Raw genomic sequence first — 22,289 nt, forward strand, 5'->3', positions numbered from 1 at the left:
TATTTCCATGCAACTCCGGTGTTACATATAACACAAAAACAACATCTTTGTCAATTTAAGATCTAACAACAATAACTCAAAGGAAAAGCAATCTTATTTCCATGCAACTCCGGTGTTACATATAACACAAAAACAACATCTTTGTCAATTTAAGATCTAACAACAATAACTCAAAGGAAAAGCAATCTTATTTCCATGCAACTCCGGTGTTACATATAACACAAAAACAACATCTTTGTCAATTTAAGATCTAACAACAATAACTCAAAGGAAAAGCAATCTTATTTCCATGAAAATCTAGTTTTGAATATAAAAATATGAAATTTTATTAATTTAATATTTAATATATATTTTAATGAATTTTTATTTTAATGAATTAAATTTTATAATTTAATTTTTTAAGATAATCTTTTATTATATTTAAAAATTTTTTCATTATAATTTATAAATTATAATTGTTAAAAGGTATATTTTTATGTGTACATATCGAGTTTTTTGTGATGTTATTGTAATTGGAGGTGGACATGCTGGTACAGAAGCAGCATTAGCTTCTTCAAGAATGGGATATAATACTTATTTATTAACTCAAAAAATTAATACACTTGGATCTTTATCATGTAATCCATCTATTGGTGGAATTGGAAAAGGTCATTTAGTTAAAGAAATAGATGCTTTAGGTGGAATAATGGCAATTGCATCAGATATTTCTGGTATACATTTTCGTATTTTAAATGCTACTAAAGGTCCTGCAGTTCAATCAACAAGAGTTCAAGTTGATAGAATACTATATAAAAATTTTATTTTTCAAACTTTATTTCAACAAAAAAATTTAAATATTATTGAAGATGAAGCGTATGATTTAATTATAAAAAAAAAAAGTATTATTGGAGTTAAAACAATAAAAAATATTTATTTATACTCTAATTCTGTTGTTCTAGCTACAGGTACTTTCTTAGGTGGTAAAATTTATATAGGAGATAAAAATTATAATGGTGGAAGAATCAATGATTTTTCTTCAATAAAATTGTCGAATACATTAAAAAATCTTTCAATGAAAATAAAAAGACTAAAGACTGGAACACCACCTCGATTAGACATAAAAACTATTGATTTTAGTAGATTAAAAATACAATTAGGAGATAACCCAAGACCTGTTTTTTCTTTTATTCATGGTATTAAAAAATATCCAAAACAAACCTTATGCTATATTACATCAACTAATTATAAAACACATGATATTATTAAAAGAAACCTACATAAAAGTCCAATATTTTCAGGAAAAATATCAGGAATTGGACCGCGTTATTGTCCTTCTATTGAAGATAAAATTGTAAGATTCCCTAATAAAAATAGTCATCAAATATTTGTAGAACCTGAAGGTTTGAATTGTAATGTAATGTATCCTAATGGTATTTCAACAAGTTTACCAATTAATGTTCAACAAGAATTCATTAATACTATTCAAGGTTTTAAATATTCAAAAATTATTCAACCAGGTTATGCAGTAGAATATGATTTTATTGATCCAATAGGATTACAGCCAACATTAGAAAGTAAGATAATTAAAGGTTTATTTTTTGCAGGTCAAATTAATGGAACTACAGGATATGAGGAAGCTGGAGCTCAAGGACTATTAGCAGGATTAAATGCTGGTTTATATTCTTCATCCAGTAATAGTTGGTATCCAACAAGAAATGAAGCATATATAGGTGTATTAGTAGACGATTTATGTACTAAAGGAACAAAAGAACCATATCGAATGTTTACTGCACGTGCTGAACATAGATTAATTTTAAGGGAAGATAATGCTGATCTACGATTAACAAAAATTGCTAAAAAACTTGGTTTAATTGATAAATTAAGATGGTTAATATATAATAAAAAAATTAAACAAATTGAAATAGAAAAAAAAAGAATACAAAAAATTCAGATTAAATATCATTCTAAAGAATGTAATGATTTAAAAAAAATTTTTAATATGAATATAAAAAATGATATTAATGGTGTTGAATTATTAAAAAGAACAGAAATTAATGTAAATAATATTTATCAATCAAAGTTATTATTTCCAAAAAATTCTAATAGAAATGCATTGAAAGAAGTACTTACTCAAATAAAATATGAAGGATATATTATTAAACAGAATAGAGAAATTGAAAAATATCAAAAATATGAAAATATAAGTTTACCAAAAAAATTTGATTATTGTAATATTATTGGATTATCTAATGAAGTCATTATAAAACTTAATCGATATCAACCAGTATCGATTGGTCAAGCATCTAGAATATCTGGAGTAACTCCGGCTGCAATATCAATTTTATTAGTTTTTTTTAAAAAAAAAATATTTTAAATATTTTATAGAAATGATATTTTAATAAATAATTGATTCATTTAAAAATTATTAAATTAAAATAAATTTTTATTACTTTATAACATGAAATATTTTTAATTAGAATTTTATCTATACTAGGATAATAAATAACATGATATTTGAAAAAATATTAAATCCAATAAATTATATTCATCATCATTTGAAACACTTAAAAATCGATATTAGAAATTTTCATTTTATCAATAATAATACTACACCTTCATTTTGGATATTAAATATTGATTCAATAATTTTTTCTTTTATTTTAGGTGTTTCATTTTTATTTTTTTTTTATATAATTTCAAAATCAGTTTCTATAACTCAACCTGGAAAATATCAAATTTTTATTGAATTAATTATAGAATTTGTTAACAATAATGTAAAAGACATATATTGTAAAAAAAATAATTTTATTGCATCATTATCCTTAACCGTTTTTATATGGATATTATTAATGAATTCAATGGATTTAATTCCAATAGATTTTTTACCATATTTTTTTCATTTATGTTTTGGAATTAAATATTTAAGAATTGTTCCATCTGCTGATATTAATGTCACTATTGCAATTTCATTTGTGATTTTTTTATTGGTTATTTTTTATAATATTAAATATAAAGGTATTATTGGATTCATTAAAGAATTTATCATGCATCCTTTTGATCATTATATTTTTTATTTTATAAATTTTTTATTAGAATCAATTTCATTATTATCTAAACCTATTTCTCTGTCATTACGTTTATTTGGTAATATGTATGCAGGTGAAATGATTTTCATTTTAATTTCAGGTTTTTTACCATGGTGGTTGCAATGGATATTGAGTGTTCCTTGGTCTATTTTTCATATCTTGGTGATATTTTTACAAGCATTTATTTTTATGACATTAACCATTGTATATTTATCTCTAGCATCTAAAAAGGTAAATAAATAATAAATATATTAAAAAAAGGATAAGAAATGAATCATATAAATTTAGATATGTTGTATTTATCTGCTGCAATCATGATTGGATTGGCTGCTATTGGTGCGGCAATTGGAATTGGAATTCTTGGTGGTAAATTTTTAGAAGGTGCAGCACGACAACCAGATTTAATTCCAATATTACGTACTCAGTTCTTTGTTGTAATGGGTTTAGTAGATGCGATTCCAATGATTGCTGTTGGTTTAGGTTTATACATGATTTTTTCATTTTCAAAATAATTATTAAATATTTTAGATTAAAATATTTTAATCTTAGGAGGAACAGATCTTATGGATTTAAATGCTACAATATTTGGTCAAAGTATTTCTTTTATTTTATTCATATGGTTTTGCATGAAATATGTTTGGCCTAAATTAATTTCAACTATAGAAATAAGAAAAAAAAAAATTATTCATGAGTTTTGTACAATTGAAAAATCAAAGAAAAAAATTCATTTGATGAAAATAGAATCTCAAAATATTCTTGATATTTCCAAAAAACAAGCATTAGAAATCATTGAAAATGCTAAAAATGAAAAAGCATTAATTCTAGAAAAAGCTAAAATTTTAGCACAAAATGAAAAAAAAAAAATTATTTTACAAGCTCATGAGGATATAAAAATAAAAACTATAAAAATTCGCGATGATTTAATAAAGGAAATTAGTTATTTAGCTTCCATTATGGCTCAAAAATTAATACATGATGCGATAAAAAAAGAAAATACACAATATAATATTGATCACATAATAAATCATTTATAATTTTGAGGTATATTTTGCAAAAAAAAATTAATATAGCACGAATGTATTCAAAATCTATATTTGATATTGCGATACAGCACAATACATTGTGTCAATGGAAAAAAAATTTATTAAAACTTTCTAAGATTTCTAAAATTAATAGTGTTAATGTTTTTTTTAATGATATATATTCTGAAAAAACAGTATTAATGATTTTTAATCTTATTTATGATGGTAAAATTAATCAATATACTAAAAATTTTATTAAAATATTAATTCAAAATAAACGTTTAAGTTTAATAGATATGATTTTAAAATATTTTTTATTATTATATAACAAATATTATAATATTATTGATATAGAATTAATTACTTCAAATGAATTAAATGAACATCAAAAAAAAACCATTTCTATCGAAATGAAAAAAAAAATTAAAAAAAAGATTAATTTTAAATTTAAAGTAGAACAAAAGATTTTGTATGGATTTATTTTACGATTACATGATTTTACAATTGACCATTGTCTTTTGAGTCGGTGTCAAGAATTATATAATTTTATAAGATCTTAAATCAAGAGAAAAAATAATATATGCAATTAAATTCTAATGAAATTAGTGAAATAATAAAAAAAAGAATTGAAGATTTTAATATTTTAAAAAAAATCAATAATGAGGGTATTATTACTTCTGTAAGTGATGGAATCATACGTATTCATGGCATTACGAATGTAATGTTTGGTGAAATGATTTTAATTCAGGATAATTTATACGCATTAGCTTTAAATTTAGAACAAGATATTACCAGTGCGGTTGTATTGGGGAATTATATTAATATTTCTGAAGGAATGCGTGTATATTCTACGGGTAAAATGTTAGAAATTCCAGTAGGAATGCATTTATTGGGTCGAGTTATTAATGCTTTAGGAGAACCTATTGATGGTAAAGGTAAAATTATTAGTGAATCATCATTTCCAATAGAACAAGATGCTCCTGGAGTTATTGAACGCATTTCTGTTACAGAGCCATTATATACTGGTTATAAATCAATAGATGCTATGGTTCCAATTGGTAAAGGACAGAGAGAATTAATTATTGGAGATCGTCAAACAGGGAAAACTACATTGGCGATTGACACAATTATTAATCAAAAAAATTCTAATGTATTTTGTATTTATGTAGCGATTGGTCAAAAACAATCCACAATATTAAATGTAGTACAACAATTGGAGAAATATCAAGCATTATCTAACACAGTGATTGTAAATGCATCAGCTTCAGATGCTCCAGTTATGCAATATTTATCACCATATTCTGGTTGTGCAATTGGTGAATATTTTAGGGATCGTGGAGAGGATGCTTTAATTGTATATGATGATTTATCTAAACACGCAATTGCATATCGTCAAATTTCTTTATTATTACATCGACCACCTGGTAGGGAGGCTTTTCCTGGTGATATTTTTTATTTGCATTCCCGTCTTTTAGAAAGATCTTCTAGAATAAATATTGAAAGTGTAAAAAAAAGAACTAAAGGAAAGATTCATAATAAAACAGGATCATTAACAGCAATTCCAATTATTGAAACACAATCTGGAGATGTTTCATCTTTTATACCTACTAATGTTATTTCTATTACAGATGGTCAGATTTTTCTAGAATCGAATTTATTTAATATGGGTATTAGACCAGCAATTAATCCAGGAATATCTGTATCAAGAGTTGGAAGTGCTGCACAAATAGAAATAATTAAGAAATTATCTTCTACTATTAGAACATCACTAGCTCAATATCATGAATTAGCAGCTTTCTCTCAATTTTCATCTGATTTAGATGATATTACAAAAAAAAAACTTAATTATGGTCATAAAATTACAGAAATTTTAAAACAAAAACCTCATCACCCAATGTCTGTAGCAGAACAAGCTATTGTTTTTTTTTCTGCTGAACACGGTTTTTTTGAAGATGTTGATATTAATAAAATTTCATTATTTGAAAAATCTTTATTAGAATATTTTTATCATCATCATAAAGTTTTTATGAATCAATTGAATTGTTTAAAATCATATGATTTGAATATTAAAAAAAGAATAAAAGAAAAAATTGAGTTATTTAAATCTAATGTATTTATTAATTGTTAATTTTATGTATAAAGATTAATATTTTATATTATAAGGAAGTATGAGTGGCTAATACAAAAGTAATACGGAATAAAATATTGAGTATTACGAATACTAAAAAAATTACAAAAACCATGGAAATGGTTGCAATTTCAAAAATAAAAAAAATAAAATCTCGACTACTAGTTAGTCAACCATATTTATTTCACATAAAAACTTTAATTTCACATTTTTTTAATCGGAAAAAAAAATACTCGCATATTCTTTTGAAAAAAGAACGTGAAATTAAAAATATTGGAATATTGGTTGTTACGTCTAACCGTGGTTTGTGTGGTAATTTAAATCATAATGTTTATAAAAAAATTTTTAACATTATGAAAACAAATCATAAGGATGTTGTTTATCACTTATATATTTTTGGTTTAAAAGGAATAAGTTTTTTTAAACAAAAACGAAATATATATATAAAAAAAATGATTAATACAGATGATAATATTAAATATCAACAATTAATACCGTTTATAAAATTTATAATACAAGAATACGAAGAGAATCGTATTGATAAATTATTGATTGTTAGTAATCATTGTCAAAATCAAATTTTACAAAATTCTCACATTATTCAATTATTACCATTAAAAGAAGAGATTTTTTTTGACCAAAAATATACAAAATATTCTCGATGGGATTACATATATGAATCCAAAGAAAAAATAATTTTAGATACTGTATTTCAAAGTTATATGATTTTTCAAGTTTTTCAATTAATTTTAGAAAATATTCTTAGTGAGCATTCAGCTCGTATGATAACCATGAAAACTGCTTCAGATAATAGTGAAAATATTATTAAAGAATTAGGTTTATTGTATAATAAAACTAGACAGTTTAGTATTACACAAGAACTTACAGAAATCATATCAGGATCACCTGTTTTTTGTTAATATTAATCCAAGTTTATAAAATTTATTCTTGAGGGAAAGAATTATGAAGACAGGTAAAATTGTACAGATTATTGGAGCTATTATAGATGTTCAATTTGAACAACCATATATTCCAAAAATTTATTATGCTTTGGAAGTATTAAATCACAATATGAATGTTGTTTTAGAAGTCCAACAACAATTAGGTTCCGGTATTGTCCGAACTATTGCTCTTGGTTCTTCATATGGTTTAAGAAGGGGTTTAATAGTCACTAATCTTGGTCATTATATTAAAGTACCAGTTGGAGAATGTACACTTGGACGTATTATGAATGTTTTAGGACATCCAATAGATATGAAGGGTCCAATAGGTGGTGAAAAAAAAAATATAGAGCACTGGGAAATTCATCGTAAACCACCTATTTATCAAGAACAATCTACTTCTCAAGAAATATTAGAAACTGGTATTAAAGTTATTGACTTAATATGTCCTTTTTCTAAAGGTGGAAAAATTGGTTTATTTGGAGGAGCTGGGGTTGGAAAAACAGTAAATATGATGGAATTGATTCGTAATATTGCAGTTCAACATTCTGGATATTCAGTATTTACTGGTGTTGGTGAAAGAACAAGAGAAGGTAATGATTTCTATTATGAAATGAAAACATCAAAAGTGTTAGATAAAGTTGCATTAATATATGGTCAAATGAATGAACCACCTGGAAATCGACTACGAGTTGCATTTACTGGATTAACAGTAGCAGAAAAATTTCGAGATTCGGGTAAAGATGTACTATTATTTATTGATAATATATATCGATATGTATTAGCTGGAACGGAAGTTTCTGCATTACTTGGAAGAATTCCATCGGCAGTTGGTTACCAACCAACACTATCTGAAGAAATGGGAATTTTACAGGAGCGAATTACTTCAACAAAAAAGGGTTCTATTACATCCATACAGGCTGTATATGTTCCAGCGGATGATTTGACGGATCCAGCACCAGCAATTACTTTTTCTCATTTAGATGCTACAATTACATTAAGTCGTCAAATTGCTTCTTTAGGGATATATCCCGCAGTTGATCCTTTAAATTCTACAAGTCGACAGTTAGATATTGAAATTATTGGAGAAAAACATTATAATACTGCACGTGGTGTTCAGGCAATATTACAAAAATATGAAGAGTTAAAAGATATTATTGCAATATTAGGTATGGATGAGTTATCTGATCAGGATAAATTATTAGTTTCTAGAGCTAGAAAAATTCAAAGATTTTTATCTCAACCATTTTTTGTTGCTGAAGTATTCACGGGTTTTCCAGGAAAATATGTTTCATTAAAAGAAAATATTCGAGGATTTCAAGGTATCATTGATGGTAAATTTGATGATGTCCCAGAACAAGCATTTTATATGATTGGAACAATTGATGAGGCTATAGAAAAATCTAAAACATTATAAATAACAGGATAAGTAATTTATGTATTGTTTTTTAAATATTGTGACTTATGAAAAGTTATTATTTTCTGATAATGTTAAAAAAATATATATTACGAGTATAAAGGGAGTTTTAAATATTTATCCTGGACATTCTCCATTATTAACTATGATTCATCCAGGACTATTATTGGTACTTAATAAAAAAAATAAAAAAATTCATTTTTATGTTGAAGACGGAATACTAGAAGTACAACCAAAAAAAATTATTGTTCTATCTTCATTTGCAATTTTAGTAAAAGATTTAAACTATAGCGTTTTAATAAAAAAAAAAGAAGAATTAAATATTAAGATTGAACTTTGTAATGATAAAAATAATATTGTTAATTTAAAACATGATCTTTTTTTGGTTATGAAACAATTAAGTATTTTAAAAATGATCCGAAAAAATTAAAATATATTTAAAAATGAAAAATTTAATTTTATGGTTTTTGTTATAGTATTTAAAATTATTAAATATCGATATTTTCTACCATTAATGCGTTTTTTTCAATAAATTTTTTTCTTGGTTCTACTAAGTCACCCATTAATGTATTAAATAATTTATCTGCTGAATAAGCATCCTTAATAGTAACTTGTAGCATATTTCTTGTATTTGGATTCATAGTTGTCTCCCATAATTGTTCTGGGTTCATTTCTCCTAATCCTTTGTATCTTTGTATATGAATTTCTTTTTGTGATTCTTGTAGAAGCCAGTGTATTGTGGATTGTAAATTAATAATGGTTTTGATTTTTTCTCCTTTTTTTATAAAATCTCCTTCACTAATTAAAATATCCCATTGATATTTTAAATATTTAATTTTTTGATATATAGGATGTATTAAAAAATTCTGTGTAATATAGTAAGTTTTGTTTTTTGAATTTAATTTATCATATTCAAAAATAATAGGTTCAAATATTTTTTTTTCAGTACTTTCTTTGATTTTACTAGAATATTGAATATATTTTGAGTATTTATTTAATTTTATGATAATTTTTTGTATCCAATTTTGAACTTTATTCTTGATTTCTAAGTTGTTTAATATAGGTTGATGTATTAGTTCATTTAGAATAATATCAGAAAAATTGAATTGTTGTTGTTTTAATCCAATTTTTATTTTTTGATATTCTAGGATTATTTTTTTAAATTTTTCAGTATGGTTATTTTTTTGATTTTGGTTTTTTTTTTGAAAAATTAAGTTTTTTAAAGAGATTTGTATTTGTTTTTTATACATATCATTTTCATTTTTAATATATATTGAAGATTTTCCTTGTTTGATTCTATATAATGGAGGTTGAGCAATATAAATATGGCCCCTTGATATGATATCACGCATGTGTCGATAAAAAAATGTTAATAATAATGTTCGAATATGTGATCCATCGATATCAGCATCTGTCATAATAATGATGTAATGGTAACGTAATTTTTCTGGATTATATTCTGTTTTTCCAATTCCACATCCTAATGCAGTAATTATTGTTCCAATTTCTTGAGAAGCAATCATTTTTTCGAATGTTGCTTTTTCAACATTCAGGATTTTTCCTTTTAGAGGTAATACAGCTTGGTTTTTACGATTTCTACCTTGTTTTGCTGATCCTCCAGCTGAGTCTCCTTCTACAAGATACAATTCTGAAAGTTTTGGATTTTTTTCTTGACAATCTGATAGTTTTCCTGGTAATCCGTGTACATCAATGGTGTTTTTTTTTTTACTAATGGCTCGGATTTTTTTAGCTGCTTCTCTGATTCGTGCTGCTTGAAGTATTTTATTAATAATGATTTTTGAATCTTTTGGATTTTCTAGTAAAAATTCTGAAAAATATTCTGTAATAATAGATTCTATTGGTGATTTTACTTCTGAAGATACGAGTTTTTCTTTTGTTTGAGATGAAAATCTTGGATTCTGCATTTTAATTGATATAATTGAACTGAGACCTTCACGTGTATCATCTCCAGTAGTTTGCGTTTTATTTTTTTTATTATATCCCTCTTTTTGAATATAACTATTAAGTGTTCGTGTAATTGCCGTTCTAAATCCTGAAAGGTGTGTTCCTCCATCTTTTTGGGGTATGTTATTGGTAAAACAATAAATTTTTTCTTTAAAAGAATTACTCCATTGCATTGCAATTTCTACTGTAATGTTATTTTTTTTAGATTTAAAATATATAATTTGTGTATGCAATGGTTGTTTATTTTTATTTAAAAATTTTATAAATGCTTTAATACCTCCTGAGTATGAATATATATTTTTTAAATTTTTTTCAGTATCTTTTATAGAAATTCTGATGTTAGAGTTTAAGAATGATAGTTCTTGTAATCGTTTTGATAATGTATCATATTGGAAATGAGTAACATTTGTAAAAATTTTATAGCTTGGCCAAAATTGTATTTTTGTTCCTGTTAAATTCGTTTTTCCTGTCATAATTAATGGTTTTTCTGGTTTACCGTTTCTATAAGTTTGTTGGTATATTTTTCCATTTCGATATATTGTTAATTGCAGTTTTTGAGATAAAGCATTAACAACAGATACACCCACACCATGTAATCCACCTGAAATTTTATACGTATTATTATCAAATTTTCCTCCAGAATGTAACATGGTTAAAATTACTTCTGCTGCTGATATTCCAGCTTCAGGATGTATTTCTGTTGGAATTCCCCTTCCATCATCTTGTATAGTAATTGATTGATCGATGTGAATGGTTATTTTAATATTTTTGCAATATCCTGCTAAAGCTTCATCAATTGAGTTATCTACTACTTCAAATACCATATGATGTAAACCACTTCCATCATCTGTGTTTCCAATATACATACCAGGTCTTTTTCGAACTGCATCCAATCCTTTTAAAATTTTAATACTTGATGAATTATACGTATTAGACATGTTTTACCTTATTCAATATTTTCATGTAATGAGTTCATTTTTTAATGCTGAAAAATATTGTACAGTTTTAAAAATTATATACTTTTATATATAGAATGTGGATAATGTGTGATGATTGTTCTTATTTTTATAAAATTAATGGCATAATTATATAAAATGAATGACATTGTTTTAAATGTTGAATATATATACTATCATTTTTTTTGCTGAGTAAGATAGTAATAACATCATTATCAATAACATTGATTACATCTAAAAGATAATTAATATTTATTGTTAATGTTATTGATGGTTCATAGTACTCTATTTCAAATGTTTCTAAAATTTCTTCTTCATATTCGTTTTTAGAGTGTATGTTACATAAACCTTTATGAAATTTTATTCTGACACCCTGAAAGTTTTTATCTGTAATAATCGCAGATCTATTTAAAGCTTGTTTGATTTTTTCTTTTGGTATTTTAATTTTATTATCAAAATCTTGAATCAATAAATTTTTGTAATTTGGAAAATTGTGATCAATCATTCTACTAGAAATAGTATAATTATCTAAAATAAATTTAATACTTTTTTCTCCAAAATTTATTGTTATTTTTTTTTCAACATTGTTTAATAATTTTAATATTTCAAGAATAGTTTTTCTAGGTATAATAATTGATAATTTTTTTTTAAAATTTACATTATTAAATTCAGATATTGCCATTCGATAACCATCGGTAGCAACAGAAATAATTTTATTTTTATTAATTATGATATTTATACCATTTAAATAGTGACGTATATCGTTTTTTGACATTGAAAAATAAGTGTTTTCAATTATTTTTTTTAATATGTTTTGCTGAATATGAATATTATATGTATCTTTTTCAGTGATATATTTTGGAAAAATATTTGATGTAAGTGTTTTTAACATGAAACAAATATTTTTATACTTAATCTTCATGATTTCTTTTATTATTTCAATTTTAATTTCTGTGTTGTTTGGAAAACTTCTGATAACATTTAAAATTTTTTTACCAGATACAAGAATTTTTCCTGGTTTTTCAATTTTTATATTATAAATTGTATCAATTAATTCTAATTCAATATTAGTACTGAAAAATGATGCATGATTTTTATGAATATCTAATAAAATATTTTTAGTTGCTTCATTTTCATGAGTAATCGAAATAATGCTGTTTAATTTTTGTAAAGATTTTAAAAATGTTTTTTTATTTATAGTAAATTTCATGTGTATCACAATTTATACAATATTATAATTAAGTTAAAGATTATTAATCATTTTAAAGATTTTTCAAAAATTTTTTATGATGATTTTTGATATCATTTAAAATTTTATTAATTATTTTGTTAATAATATAGTTTTTATTATTTTAAATAAAATTATTATATTTTATATTTTATAAAATAATTAATATATAAATATGGTTTTATGATGTATAATTAAATATATTTTTATTTGTTTTTTATTTTTTTTGATATCATAATTTTTATATAGAATATTTTTATATTTTAAATATTGCATATAATTTTTTATGTAATATTATGTTTTGTATAATATATGAATTTATATTATGAATATTTTAAATATTGTTTATTTATAATTTAATATTTTATAAATATAAGGAAAATATGAAACGTACTTTTCAACCATCATTAGTGAAGCGTAATAGGAATCATGGTTTTCGATCAAGAATGTCAACTAAATCTGGTCGAGCTATTTTATCACGTCGAAGAAATAAATTAAGAATTCGATTAACGGTTTCTACAAAAATTATATGAATAATAATCAGGTTTTTTGTTTTAAAAAAAAATCACGTCTATTAACATTTCAAGATTTTCATCATGCATTTAGAAATTCTCATAAAAAAAATACATCGTTAGCTATAGTTTTAACAGTAATAAATAAATTATATTATCCTAGGTTAGGAATTATTGTATCTAAAAAAATTTCTCGATACTCTTATAAAAGAAATTTGATTAAAAGAATTATTAGAGAAAGTTTTCGATTAATTAAGACTTATCTTTTAAATTTAGATTTTGTAATTATTGCAAAAATATCGTGTTTAAAAGTATGTAGAAAAAAATTTAGAGATTTTTTAAATATTTTATGGATGAAATATTATCAATAAAATTTTATTATAGTATTTTAATTTGATATAACAATTTTTACTTAATGAAGAAGTTTTGAAAATAAAGAGAATATTTCACATGGGTGTGAGACGTGTTTTATGGATTATTTTATTGGTATTATTTTCATGTATATTATGGAAATGCTGGTATTTAAAAGTACATCATGTAAAAAACATAGAAATAAAAATACAAAATCAACAATATCGTCCTGTATTAAATTCAAAAAAAAATAAAAGATTTTTACATATTAAAAGTGATGTTATTGATTTTACTGTAGATTTATATAGCGGTGAAATATGTGAAAGTAGGTTATTAAAATATCATTCTACTTCACAGTCATTTCAAAAACTTAAGTTGTTAAATTGTAATAATCATCATTATGAGATTATGAGTGGAATAATAAATAATCATAATGATATATTTAAAAATAAAAAACAATTTTTTTATACAACATCGCATTGTAATTTTTTATTATTAAATGGGCAAAAGATATTATTTGTACCTATTGTATCTATAAAAAGTAATGGAATTCGTATTGTAAAAACGTTTATTATTCAAAAAGGATCATATAATATCGGTATTGATTATAAAATTTGTAATTTTAATAAATATTCATCATCATGTTCAATTTTTGGTGCAGTAAAAAAAAGTTTTTATATAAAAAAATCCATTTTTCATATTTATAAAAATGCATTAACGAATCAGTTTTCAAATATTGCATACTCTAATTGTGATAAAAAGTATCATAAACTTTCTTTTTCAGATTTAAAAAAACATCATAATTTTTATTTAAATTCACACTATAGTTGGATTTCTATTTTTCAAAAATATTTTTCTATTTCTTGGATTTTAAATACTTGTGATAAACACATAGTTTATACTCATCTCAACAACAGTAATGCGTTGACTGTAGGTTATATATTAAAATGCACTATACCATCTTACTCTTCAAAAATTATTCGGGTAAATTTATGGATGGGACCTAATATTCCATATAAAATGAAATTAGTAGCTCCTAATTTTGATTTAATAATAGATTATGGTTGGTTTGGATTTATTTCAAGACCATTATTTTGTTTCTTAAAAATATTAAATTTATTATTTAATAATTGGGGTTACTCAATTATCTTTATTACAATTATTATGCGTATCATTACTTATCCTTTACTAAAATCACAGTATATTTCTTCAATTAAATTGAAAATTTTACATCCAAAAATTAATGAAATAAAACAAAAATTTAAAGATAATAAAAAGAAAATTAATTCAGAAACATTGAATTTGTATAAAAAGTATCAAGTTAACCCATTTAGTGGTTTAATTCCTGTATTAATTCAAATGCCGATTTTTATTGCTCTATATTATATGCTAGTTAATACTATTGATTTAAGGCATGCTTCATTTATATTTTGGATTCATGATTTATCCGACAGAGATCCATACTATGTTTTACCAGTATTTATGGCATTAACGATTTTTTTTATGCAAAAAACAGCTGTAGTGCGTTCATTACCTAAATTTATTAATTTAAAATTCATGTATTTAATACCAGTTTTTTGTGTTTTTTTCTTTTTATGGTTTCCATCTGGATTATTATTATATTATTCTTTTAGTAATATTATGACTGCATTGCAACAATTATTTATTCAATATAATATTAAAAAAAATAAAAAATATAAGTTTTTAAATGAATAATAAAGACGGAAAATAAAAAAGATAATTACCATGATGAATGATACAATTATTGCACAAGCGACTCCTTATGGTAGATCTGGAATTGGGGTATTGAGAATATCGGGTACAAAATCTGAATATGTTTCAAAGAAAATTTTAAGTAAAGTTCCAGTAGCAAGATATGCATGTTATACAGATTTTTTAAGTTTTTCTGGAGAAGTTATAGATCATGGAATTGCATTATGGTTTCCAAAACCATTTTCATTTACTGGTGAAGATGTATTAGAATTACATACACATGGAAATCCTGTAATTTTAGATTTAATTATAAAAAATATTTTATTGATTCAAAACGTACGTATTGCACGACCTGGAGAATTTTCTGAGCGTGCGTTTTTAAATGGTAAAATAGATTTAATACAAGCTGAATCTATTATAAAATTAATTAATGCAGATTCTGAATTACACGTAAAATCAGCATTACGGTCTTTAAATGGTTTTTTTTCAAAACAAATTAAAGATATAATTTTTCAAGTTACCTGTATTCGTATTGAAGTTGAAGCATCTTTAAATTTTCCTGAAGATGATATTAATTTTTCTAATCATGATATAGATAGTAAATTAGATAAGATTTTTTTAATTGTAAAAAATATTCTTTGTTCCGCAAAATTAGGATCCATTATTCATGAAAGACCTAAAGTTGTTATTGTTGGTCCAACAAATGTAGGAAAATCTAGTATTTTTAATGCGTTAACATTAAATGATACCGCAATAGTTACTGAAATTCCAGGAACAACGAGAGATATTTTGAATGAATACATTAATATTAATGGAATGATTTTTCAAATTACTGATACCGCTGGTTTTAGAGAAACAAAAAATATTATTGAAAAAATTGGTATTAATAAAACATTAGAACAAATCAATTCTGCACAACATATTTTTTTTGTTCTTGACAGTACTTTTTCTTTATATAAAAAGAAATTTTTGATTTCTAATTTTTTAAAAATTATTAATACAAATACTAAATTTACTATCATTATTAATAAGATTGATCAGACTAAAGAAGAACCAAGAATTAAGAAATACCGAGGTGGAAATACATATATTTTTATATCTGCAAAAACTGGTTTTGGAATTGAAATTTTAAAAAATCATTTATATTTTTATTTTACTGGTAATGATAATTGTAATTCGGAGACGGTTTTTTTATCACGGCGTCGTCATTTAAATATTTTAAATCATGTAAAATTATGCATTCTAGATATTATAAAAAATTGGTCACAAGAAAATAATGTTGAATTTTTAGCAGAAGGTTTAAAAAACGTTCAAAATTTATTAAATGGTATTACAGGTGCAGTAACATCTAAAGAAATTTTAAATTCTATTTTTCAAGAATTTTGTATTGGAAAGTAGAAAATATAAAAAATTAAATATTATCAGAAGAACTTGCCCGAAGGCGGAATTGAACCACCGACACGGGGATTTTCAGTCCCCTGCTCTACCAACTGAGCTATTCGGGCAAGTTTAATTATTATTAAAACATATAATTGATGTTACTGTCAATAATTTTATTTGTAATCAGAATCAATATTTTTTATTTTATTATTAAAAATAAAAATTTTATTTTATTGTTGAAAGTTTTTATATGTATCTTTATAATTAAAATAGAAAGGTATTACTTTTATTTTTATAATACATACATTAATATAAAATTCACTGTTACGAAACTAATTTCAAGGGATTAAAAGGGGTATTATTGTATGAAACTTCGACCATTACATGATCGTGTTATTATTAAAAAAAAAGAAGTTGAATTAAAATCATCAGGCGGTATTTTTCTTACTGGTTCTTCTGCCGGTAAATCAACCCAAGGAACAGTAATTGCTGTTGGAAACGGACGAATTCTAGATAATGGAACAATTAAATCATTAGATGTGAAAGTCGGTGATGTTGTAGTTTTTAATGAAGGTTATGGTGCAAAAATTGAAAAAATAGATAACGAAGAAGTATTAATTTTAACTGAAAGTGACATTTTAGCAATTGTTGAAAAATAATATATTCTTTATAAATTTTTAAAAATATATTTTTATTTTAAGGAATATGAAAATGGCAGCTAAAGATGTAAAGTTCGGTAATGAAGCTAGAGTAAAAATGCTAAGAGGTGTAAACGTATTAGCAGATGCTGTAAAAGTTACTTTAGGTCCTAAAGGTCGAAATGTAATTCTAGATAAATCTTTTGGAGCTCCTAGTATAACTAAAGATGGAGTATCTGTAGCTCGTGAAATTGAATTAGAAGATAAATTCGAAAACATGGGTGCTCAAATGGTTAAAGAAGTTGCATCAAAAGCTAATGATGCTGCTGGAGATGGTACAACAACTGCAACTTTATTAGCTCAAGCAATTGTTAATGAGGGATTAAAAGCGGTTGCTGCTGGTATGAATCCTATGGATTTAAAAAGAGGAATTGATAAAGCAGTAGTAAGTGCTGTAAAAGAGTTAAAAAATATGTCAGTTCCTTGTTCTGATTCTAAAGAAATTACACAAGTTGGAACAATATCAGCGAATGCTGATGAAACAGTTGGTAAGTTAATTTCTGAAGCTATGGAAAAAGTAGGAAATGATGGTGTTATTACAGTGGAAGAAGGAACAGGTTTACAAGATGAGTTAGAAGTTGTAAAAGGTATGCAATTTGATCGTGGATATTTATCTCCTTATTTCATTAATAAATCTGAAACTGGAATTGTAGAATTAGATAATCCTTATATTTTGATGGCTGATAAGAAAATTTCTAATATTCGTGAGCTTTTACCATTATTAGAATCTGTTGCAAAATCTAGTAAGCCTTTAGTAATTATTTCTGAAGATTTAGAAGGCGAAGCGTTAGCAACTTTAGTAGTAAATTCTATGAGAGGGATTGTTAAAGTTGCGGCTGTTAAAGCTCCAGGTTTTGGTGATCGTAGAAAATCTATGTTACAGGATATTGCTATTTTAACTTCTGGTACGGTTATTTCTGAAGAATTAGCAATGGAACTAGAAAAATCAACCTTAGAAGATTTAGGTCAAGCAAAACGTGTTGTCATTACCAAAGATACAACTACAATTATTGGTGGTATTGGAAATAAGAGTGACATTAAAAATCGTATTAAGCAAATTCGTCAACAAATACAAGATGCAACCTCAGAATATGATAAAGAAAAATTAAATGAGCGCTTAGCTAAATTATCTGGTGGTGTTGCGGTATTAAAAGTCGGAGCTGCAACTGAAGTTGAAATGAAAGAAAAAAAAGCTCGTGTTGAAGATGCATTACATGCAACTCGTGCAGCAGTAGAAGAAGGCGTAGTTGCTGGTGGTGGAGTAGCTTTAGTTCGTGTTGCTGGAAGAATTTCTAGTTTATCTGGACAAAATGAAGATCAAAATGTTGGGATCCGTGTTGCATTACGTGCAATGGAAGCTCCTTTACGTCAAATTGTTTCAAATTCTGGTGAAGAACCATCCGTAGTAGCAAATAATGTAAAAGATGGAAAAGGAAATTATGGTTATAATGCTGCTACAGATCAATATGGTGATATGATTAATTTTGGAATATTAGATCCAACTAAAGTTACTCGTTCTGCTTTACAATATGCAGCATCTGTTGCTGGATTAATGATTACTACAGAATGTATGGTTACAGATCTACCAAAAGATGAAAAAACAGATATTACTCCTCCTGCTCCTGGTGGAATGGGTGGAATGGGCGGTATGATGTAGTTGATATTTTTTTGAGAATATTAATAATTACCCTAATGAAACCCAGTGTTATATAACAACATAGGGTAATTATTAAAAAAAGTTATGAAGAATAAAATTTATGATATTATATTATATTAATCAATTTAAATCTGGTTTAAAAGTTTTGCTTGATAAACAACCTTGTGAAATCGAAAATGTTGAATTTGTTAAACCTGGTAAGGGACAGGTGTTTTCGCGAGTTAAATTAAGAAAATTATTAACGGGTCAACTAATTGAAAAAACGTTTCGTTCAACGGATTACTTGTGCAGCACAGATATTATAGATGTTAAAATGATGTATTTGTATTGTGATTTTCAATTTTGGTATTTTATGAAAAGAGATACTTTTGAGCAATTTGAATTAAATAAATATGTTATACAAAATAAAAATAAATGGTTAATAGAGCACAAAGATTATAATGTTACATTATGGAATGATCAACCAATTTCAATATCAGTAGGGAAATTTGTTGATTTAAAAGTTATATCTAATATTTCGAATCTTAAGTGTAATTTTATTATGAGTGATGCACGATTCAAGTTGTGTAAATTAAATACTGGTGTTGTTATGAAAGTTCCTTTATTTATTAAAATTGGTGATATCATAAAAATTAATACCATAACTGGTAAATATCATTCTCGAATTAATAAATAGATTTTAATTTAAATCTAATAGTTTATTTTTTTTCGAAAACTTTTCCAGTTAAAATTCAACCATAAACTATTTCCTGATTTCATTCTATCAATAATTCTCTCCCCAAGTAGTTTTTTGATTTCAAAAAAATTTAAATTAGATAACATACCAGTTGATTTTTTTGAAGAAGATCGTGTTTCAATAATTTGATTAATAATCAAGTTTTCGTATCTTGAATGTTTTTGTATTCCTATTCCATCTAATATTAATAAATCTATTGTTGTGAGATACTGTATAAATTTTTCAACATTATATTTTTTGTCAATACTATTAAATTGTGATTTAATTTTTAACATTAAATCTGAAATCGTTATAAGAAGAACTTTTTTTTCATTTTCTATTAAATGATTGCTAATAGCACATGCTAAATGATTTTTACCAGTTCCTGGTTTTCCTAAAAAAATAAAATTTGATGGATGTTGGTTAAATTTTTTAATGTAATTTTTAGATAATAATAGAACTTGTTCATGACCCTTGTGTTCTATTTGATAGTTTTGAAAAGAACATTTTTTATATAATTCTTTAATTCCAGAGTTTTTTATGATATTTTGAATTTTATTTTTTTTGTTGTTTTTTATTATGTATTTTGAAAATATTTTTTCTTGTTTTTTTTTCCATATTAATAAATCGATTTCATTTTTAAATTTTGGTATAATGTGATTTGGAATAATATTTTTTAGTTTTTGAATAATTTTTATATTTTGCATGATGCAACCTTATTATAAACATATAGTGCACAAAATTTTTAATTTCTATTATTTATTTTAATTGATATTTACATAGATATAATTGATAATGAATGTTAGAAGTATATTTATCCTTTAATAGTAACCAATGTTTTGGACATTGTATTTTGGTATTTCGCTGCATTTCAATATATATATATCCATTATTTTTAATAATTTTATTTTTATTAATTAAAATAATTGTTTTTTGTAAAATATTATCATAATATGGAGGGTCTAAAAAAATTATATCGTACTGATATATCGATTTTTTTATCCATACTAAAGTATTAGTATGTATAATATGAGCATTATTAATTCTTAATCGAAAAATATTTTTTTTTAAATTTTTAATGATAATTCTATTTTTTTCTAAAAATGTTGTTTGTATTGCGTAACGAGAAATAGCTTCAATACCTAAACTACCGCTTCCAGAAAAACTATCAAGACATTTTGAAAATGGTAATTTATTAAATATCCAGTTAAATAGTGTTTCTCTTATTCTATTGGTAGTTGGACGTAAATTTCGATGATTAATGGTTTGAATAATTTGTCCTTTTAAATATCCAGAAATAATTTTTATTTTTTTATTCATTTATTATTTAATGGTATGAAATTGATATTTTTGTTATAATATTTGATTATATAATATTTTTAACCTTACATTTATAGAATAATTTTTTGTAAGGCAATATTTTATTGTTTTAATAATGTTATATTTTATATAAATCTTTTAATATTGTTGTAAATGTAAGAGTTTCATAAATATATTACATCATTAAAACAGTATCACAGATTTTTCTATTAGTATTGTTGATATGAATATTTTTAAAAAAATTGCTTTTGGTTTTAAAAATACTAAAAATAATTTTCTTTATAAAATAAAGAAGATTTTTTATAAAAAAAATATTGATAATGATAGTTTTAAAAAACTAGAAAAAAGATTATTAAAATTTGATTTTGGATTTTTAACCACTAAAAATATCTTGAAATATTTAATTTCTCAAAAAGAAAATAACAAAATTTCTGAAGAAAAAGATATATATTTAGAATTAAAACGTTTTTTATTAAAAATTTTGAATACTCATAATAAAAAGGTTTATAATATTACTTCTAAAATAAATAAGATACCTTACATTATTTTATTAGTTGGTGTCAATGGAGTTGGAAAAACTACAACTGCTTTTAAATTAGCTTATTTATATAAGCAATTAGGAAAATCTGTATTATTATCCGCTAGCGATACTTTTCGATCTGCTGCAATCGAACAATTAAAAACATTAGGTTCAAGAATTTCTGTTCCTGTTTTTCATAAAAATTATGGAGTTGATTCATCTTCTGTAATTTTTGATGCAATTAATTTTTCTCAAAGTAATAATTTTGAAATATTAATTGTTGATACTGCTGGTCGATTACATAATAAGTCTTTTCTTATGGAAGAATTAAAAAAAAATGTTAGAGTGATTAAAAAAAAATGTTCTTATGCTCCAAATGAGGTTTTACTAGTATTAGATGCATGTAATGGTCAAAATTCTATGCAACAAGTTCATGTTTTTCATGAAGAATTAAAAAATTTGACAGGTATTGTTATCACGAAAATGGATGGTACGGCTAAAGGAGGAATTATATTTTCGATTTTAGATCAATTCTCAATTCCTATTCAATACATTGGAATAGGTGAAAATATGAATGATTTACATGATTTTCATTCTGAAGATTTTGTTGAAAATTTATTTTTAGAAAAGTATAAATTATAATTTTATTCATTATTAAATATAGTAAACATTTTCATAAATCGTTAATTATGTATAAATAT

Annotated in this window: 21 protein-coding genes and 1 tRNA gene; 17 read left to right on the forward strand and 5 right to left on the reverse strand. The window is 24.1% G+C overall.

All coding sequences use genetic code 11. The annotated features are described in order from the left end of the window. Nucleotides 1-475: 475 nt before the first annotated feature. The 9 genes from mnmG (at nt 476) to atpC (ending at nt 9,003) form a co-directional block, all read left to right on the forward strand. Nucleotides 476-2,353 carry a tRNA uridine-5-carboxymethylaminomethyl(34) synthesis enzyme MnmG gene (gene mnmG, locus AB4W46_RS00005; RefSeq protein WP_367678511.1) on the forward strand — a complete coding sequence of 626 codons (1,878 nt, stop codon included), beginning with the start codon at nt 476-478 and terminating at the stop codon, nt 2,351-2,353. A gap of 133 nt (nt 2,354-2,486) precedes the next feature. After that, nucleotides 2,487-3,308, forward strand: coding sequence for a F0F1 ATP synthase subunit A (gene atpB, locus AB4W46_RS00010; protein ID WP_367678512.1), 822 nt, complete (start codon nt 2,487-2,489; stop codon nt 3,306-3,308). A gap of 26 nt (nt 3,309-3,334) precedes the next feature. Continuing rightward, nucleotides 3,335-3,577 carry a F0F1 ATP synthase subunit C gene (atpE, locus tag AB4W46_RS00015; RefSeq protein WP_367678513.1) on the forward strand — a complete coding sequence of 81 codons (243 nt, stop codon included), beginning with the start codon at nt 3,335-3,337 and terminating at the stop codon, nt 3,575-3,577. Nucleotides 3,578-3,628: 51 nt separating this feature from the next. After that, entirely contained in the window at nt 3,629-4,099 is a 471-nt protein-coding gene (atpF, locus tag AB4W46_RS00020; protein WP_367678514.1) for a F0F1 ATP synthase subunit B, read from the forward strand. Between the two features lie 14 nt (nt 4,100-4,113). Then, entirely contained in the window at nt 4,114-4,647 is a 534-nt protein-coding gene (gene atpH, locus AB4W46_RS00025; protein WP_367678515.1) for an ATP synthase F1 subunit delta, read from the forward strand. A gap of 20 nt (nt 4,648-4,667) precedes the next feature. Then, a complete protein-coding gene (gene atpA, locus AB4W46_RS00030) occupies nt 4,668-6,215 on the forward strand; it encodes a F0F1 ATP synthase subunit alpha (RefSeq protein ID WP_367678516.1) in 1,548 nt (515 codons plus the stop codon). A 44-nt stretch (nt 6,216-6,259) separates the two neighbouring features. Further along, entirely contained in the window at nt 6,260-7,135 is an 876-nt protein-coding gene (gene atpG, locus AB4W46_RS00035; protein ID WP_367678517.1) for an ATP synthase F1 subunit gamma, read from the forward strand. Between the two features lie 43 nt (nt 7,136-7,178). Further along, entirely contained in the window at nt 7,179-8,573 is a 1,395-nt protein-coding gene (atpD, locus tag AB4W46_RS00040; protein WP_367678518.1) for a F0F1 ATP synthase subunit beta, read from the forward strand. A gap of 19 nt (nt 8,574-8,592) precedes the next feature. Next, entirely contained in the window at nt 8,593-9,003 is a 411-nt protein-coding gene (gene atpC, locus AB4W46_RS00045; RefSeq protein WP_367678519.1) for an ATP synthase F1 subunit epsilon, read from the forward strand. Between the two features lie 58 nt (nt 9,004-9,061). Here atpC and gyrB read toward each other — a convergent pair whose 3' ends face one another. Both gyrB and dnaN read right to left on the reverse strand, forming a co-directional pair. Beyond that, complete coding sequence (gene gyrB, locus AB4W46_RS00050) at nt 9,062-11,476, reverse strand: DNA topoisomerase (ATP-hydrolyzing) subunit B (protein ID WP_367678520.1); 2,415 nt, start codon at nt 11,474-11,476, stop codon at nt 9,062-9,064. Nucleotides 11,477-11,603: 127 nt separating this feature from the next. Further along, a complete protein-coding gene (gene dnaN, locus AB4W46_RS00055) occupies nt 11,604-12,704 on the reverse strand; it encodes a DNA polymerase III subunit beta (protein ID WP_367678521.1) in 1,101 nt (366 codons plus the stop codon). Between the two features lie 401 nt (nt 12,705-13,105). Here dnaN and rpmH point away from each other — a divergent pair, with 401 nt between their 5' ends. The 4 genes from rpmH to mnmE all read left to right on the forward strand — a co-directional run bounded on the left by rpmH (nt 13,106) and on the right by mnmE (nt 16,696). After that, nucleotides 13,106-13,255 carry a 50S ribosomal protein L34 gene (rpmH, locus tag AB4W46_RS00060; protein ID WP_367678522.1) on the forward strand — a complete coding sequence of 50 codons (150 nt, stop codon included), beginning with the start codon at nt 13,106-13,108 and terminating at the stop codon, nt 13,253-13,255. Continuing rightward, nucleotides 13,252-13,605 (forward strand): ribonuclease P protein component, encoded by a 354-nt coding sequence (gene rnpA / locus AB4W46_RS00065; RefSeq protein WP_367678523.1) that lies wholly within the window; start codon nt 13,252-13,254, stop codon nt 13,603-13,605. Before rpmH ends, rnpA begins: the two co-directional genes overlap by 4 nt. A 79-nt stretch (nt 13,606-13,684) precedes the next feature. Then, a complete protein-coding gene (yidC, locus tag AB4W46_RS00070; RefSeq protein ID WP_367678524.1) occupies nt 13,685-15,301 on the forward strand; it encodes a membrane protein insertase YidC in 1,617 nt (538 codons plus the stop codon). Between the two features lie 33 nt (nt 15,302-15,334). Beyond that, the gene (gene mnmE / locus AB4W46_RS00075; RefSeq protein ID WP_367678525.1) at nt 15,335-16,696 is read left to right on the forward strand and encodes a tRNA uridine-5-carboxymethylaminomethyl(34) synthesis GTPase MnmE; all 1,362 of its coding nucleotides are present in this window, start codon (nt 15,335-15,337) and stop codon (nt 16,694-16,696) included. A gap of 34 nt (nt 16,697-16,730) precedes the next feature. On the opposite strand, the gene AB4W46_RS00080 is transcribed toward mnmE, so the two are convergent. Further along, nucleotides 16,731-16,803: transfer RNA gene (locus tag AB4W46_RS00080), tRNA-Phe, on the reverse strand. 240 nt (nt 16,804-17,043) lie between these two features. On the opposite strand from AB4W46_RS00080, the gene AB4W46_RS00085 reads away from it, so the two are divergent. From AB4W46_RS00085 to AB4W46_RS00095, 3 genes are all read left to right on the forward strand, one after another. Further along, on the forward strand, nt 17,044-17,337 hold the full coding sequence (locus AB4W46_RS00085) for a co-chaperone GroES (RefSeq protein ID WP_367678526.1): 294 nt from the start codon (nt 17,044-17,046) through the stop codon (nt 17,335-17,337). A gap of 52 nt (nt 17,338-17,389) precedes the next feature. Further along, the gene (groL, locus tag AB4W46_RS00090; protein ID WP_367678704.1) at nt 17,390-19,033 is read left to right on the forward strand and encodes a chaperonin GroEL; all 1,644 of its coding nucleotides are present in this window, start codon (nt 17,390-17,392) and stop codon (nt 19,031-19,033) included. 100 nt (nt 19,034-19,133) lie between these two features. Then, nucleotides 19,134-19,709: an elongation factor P gene (locus AB4W46_RS00095; protein WP_367678527.1), complete on the forward strand. Its 576-nt coding sequence runs from the start codon at nt 19,134-19,136 to the stop codon at nt 19,707-19,709. Between the two features lie 14 nt (nt 19,710-19,723). Here AB4W46_RS00095 and AB4W46_RS00100 read toward each other — a convergent pair whose 3' ends face one another. Both AB4W46_RS00100 and rsmD read right to left on the reverse strand, forming a co-directional pair. Continuing rightward, nucleotides 19,724-20,455, reverse strand: a complete 732-nt coding sequence (locus tag AB4W46_RS00100; RefSeq protein ID WP_367678528.1) for an ATP-binding protein — start codon at nt 20,453-20,455, stop codon at nt 19,724-19,726. Nucleotides 20,456-20,507: 52 nt separating this feature from the next. Then, nucleotides 20,508-21,068: a 16S rRNA (guanine(966)-N(2))-methyltransferase RsmD gene (rsmD, locus tag AB4W46_RS00105; RefSeq protein ID WP_367678529.1), complete on the reverse strand. Its 561-nt coding sequence runs from the start codon at nt 21,066-21,068 to the stop codon at nt 20,508-20,510. A gap of 223 nt (nt 21,069-21,291) precedes the next feature. On the opposite strand from rsmD, the gene ftsY reads away from it, so the two are divergent. Further along, the gene (ftsY, locus tag AB4W46_RS00110) at nt 21,292-22,230 is read left to right on the forward strand and encodes a signal recognition particle-docking protein FtsY (RefSeq protein WP_367678530.1); all 939 of its coding nucleotides are present in this window, start codon (nt 21,292-21,294) and stop codon (nt 22,228-22,230) included. Nucleotides 22,231-22,289 lie beyond the last annotated feature (59 nt).

It is taken from the genome of Buchnera aphidicola (Panaphis juglandis), from assembly GCF_964059065.1.
GTDB lineage: Bacteria > Pseudomonadota > Gammaproteobacteria > Enterobacterales > Enterobacteriaceae > Buchnera_L > Buchnera_L aphidicola_AM.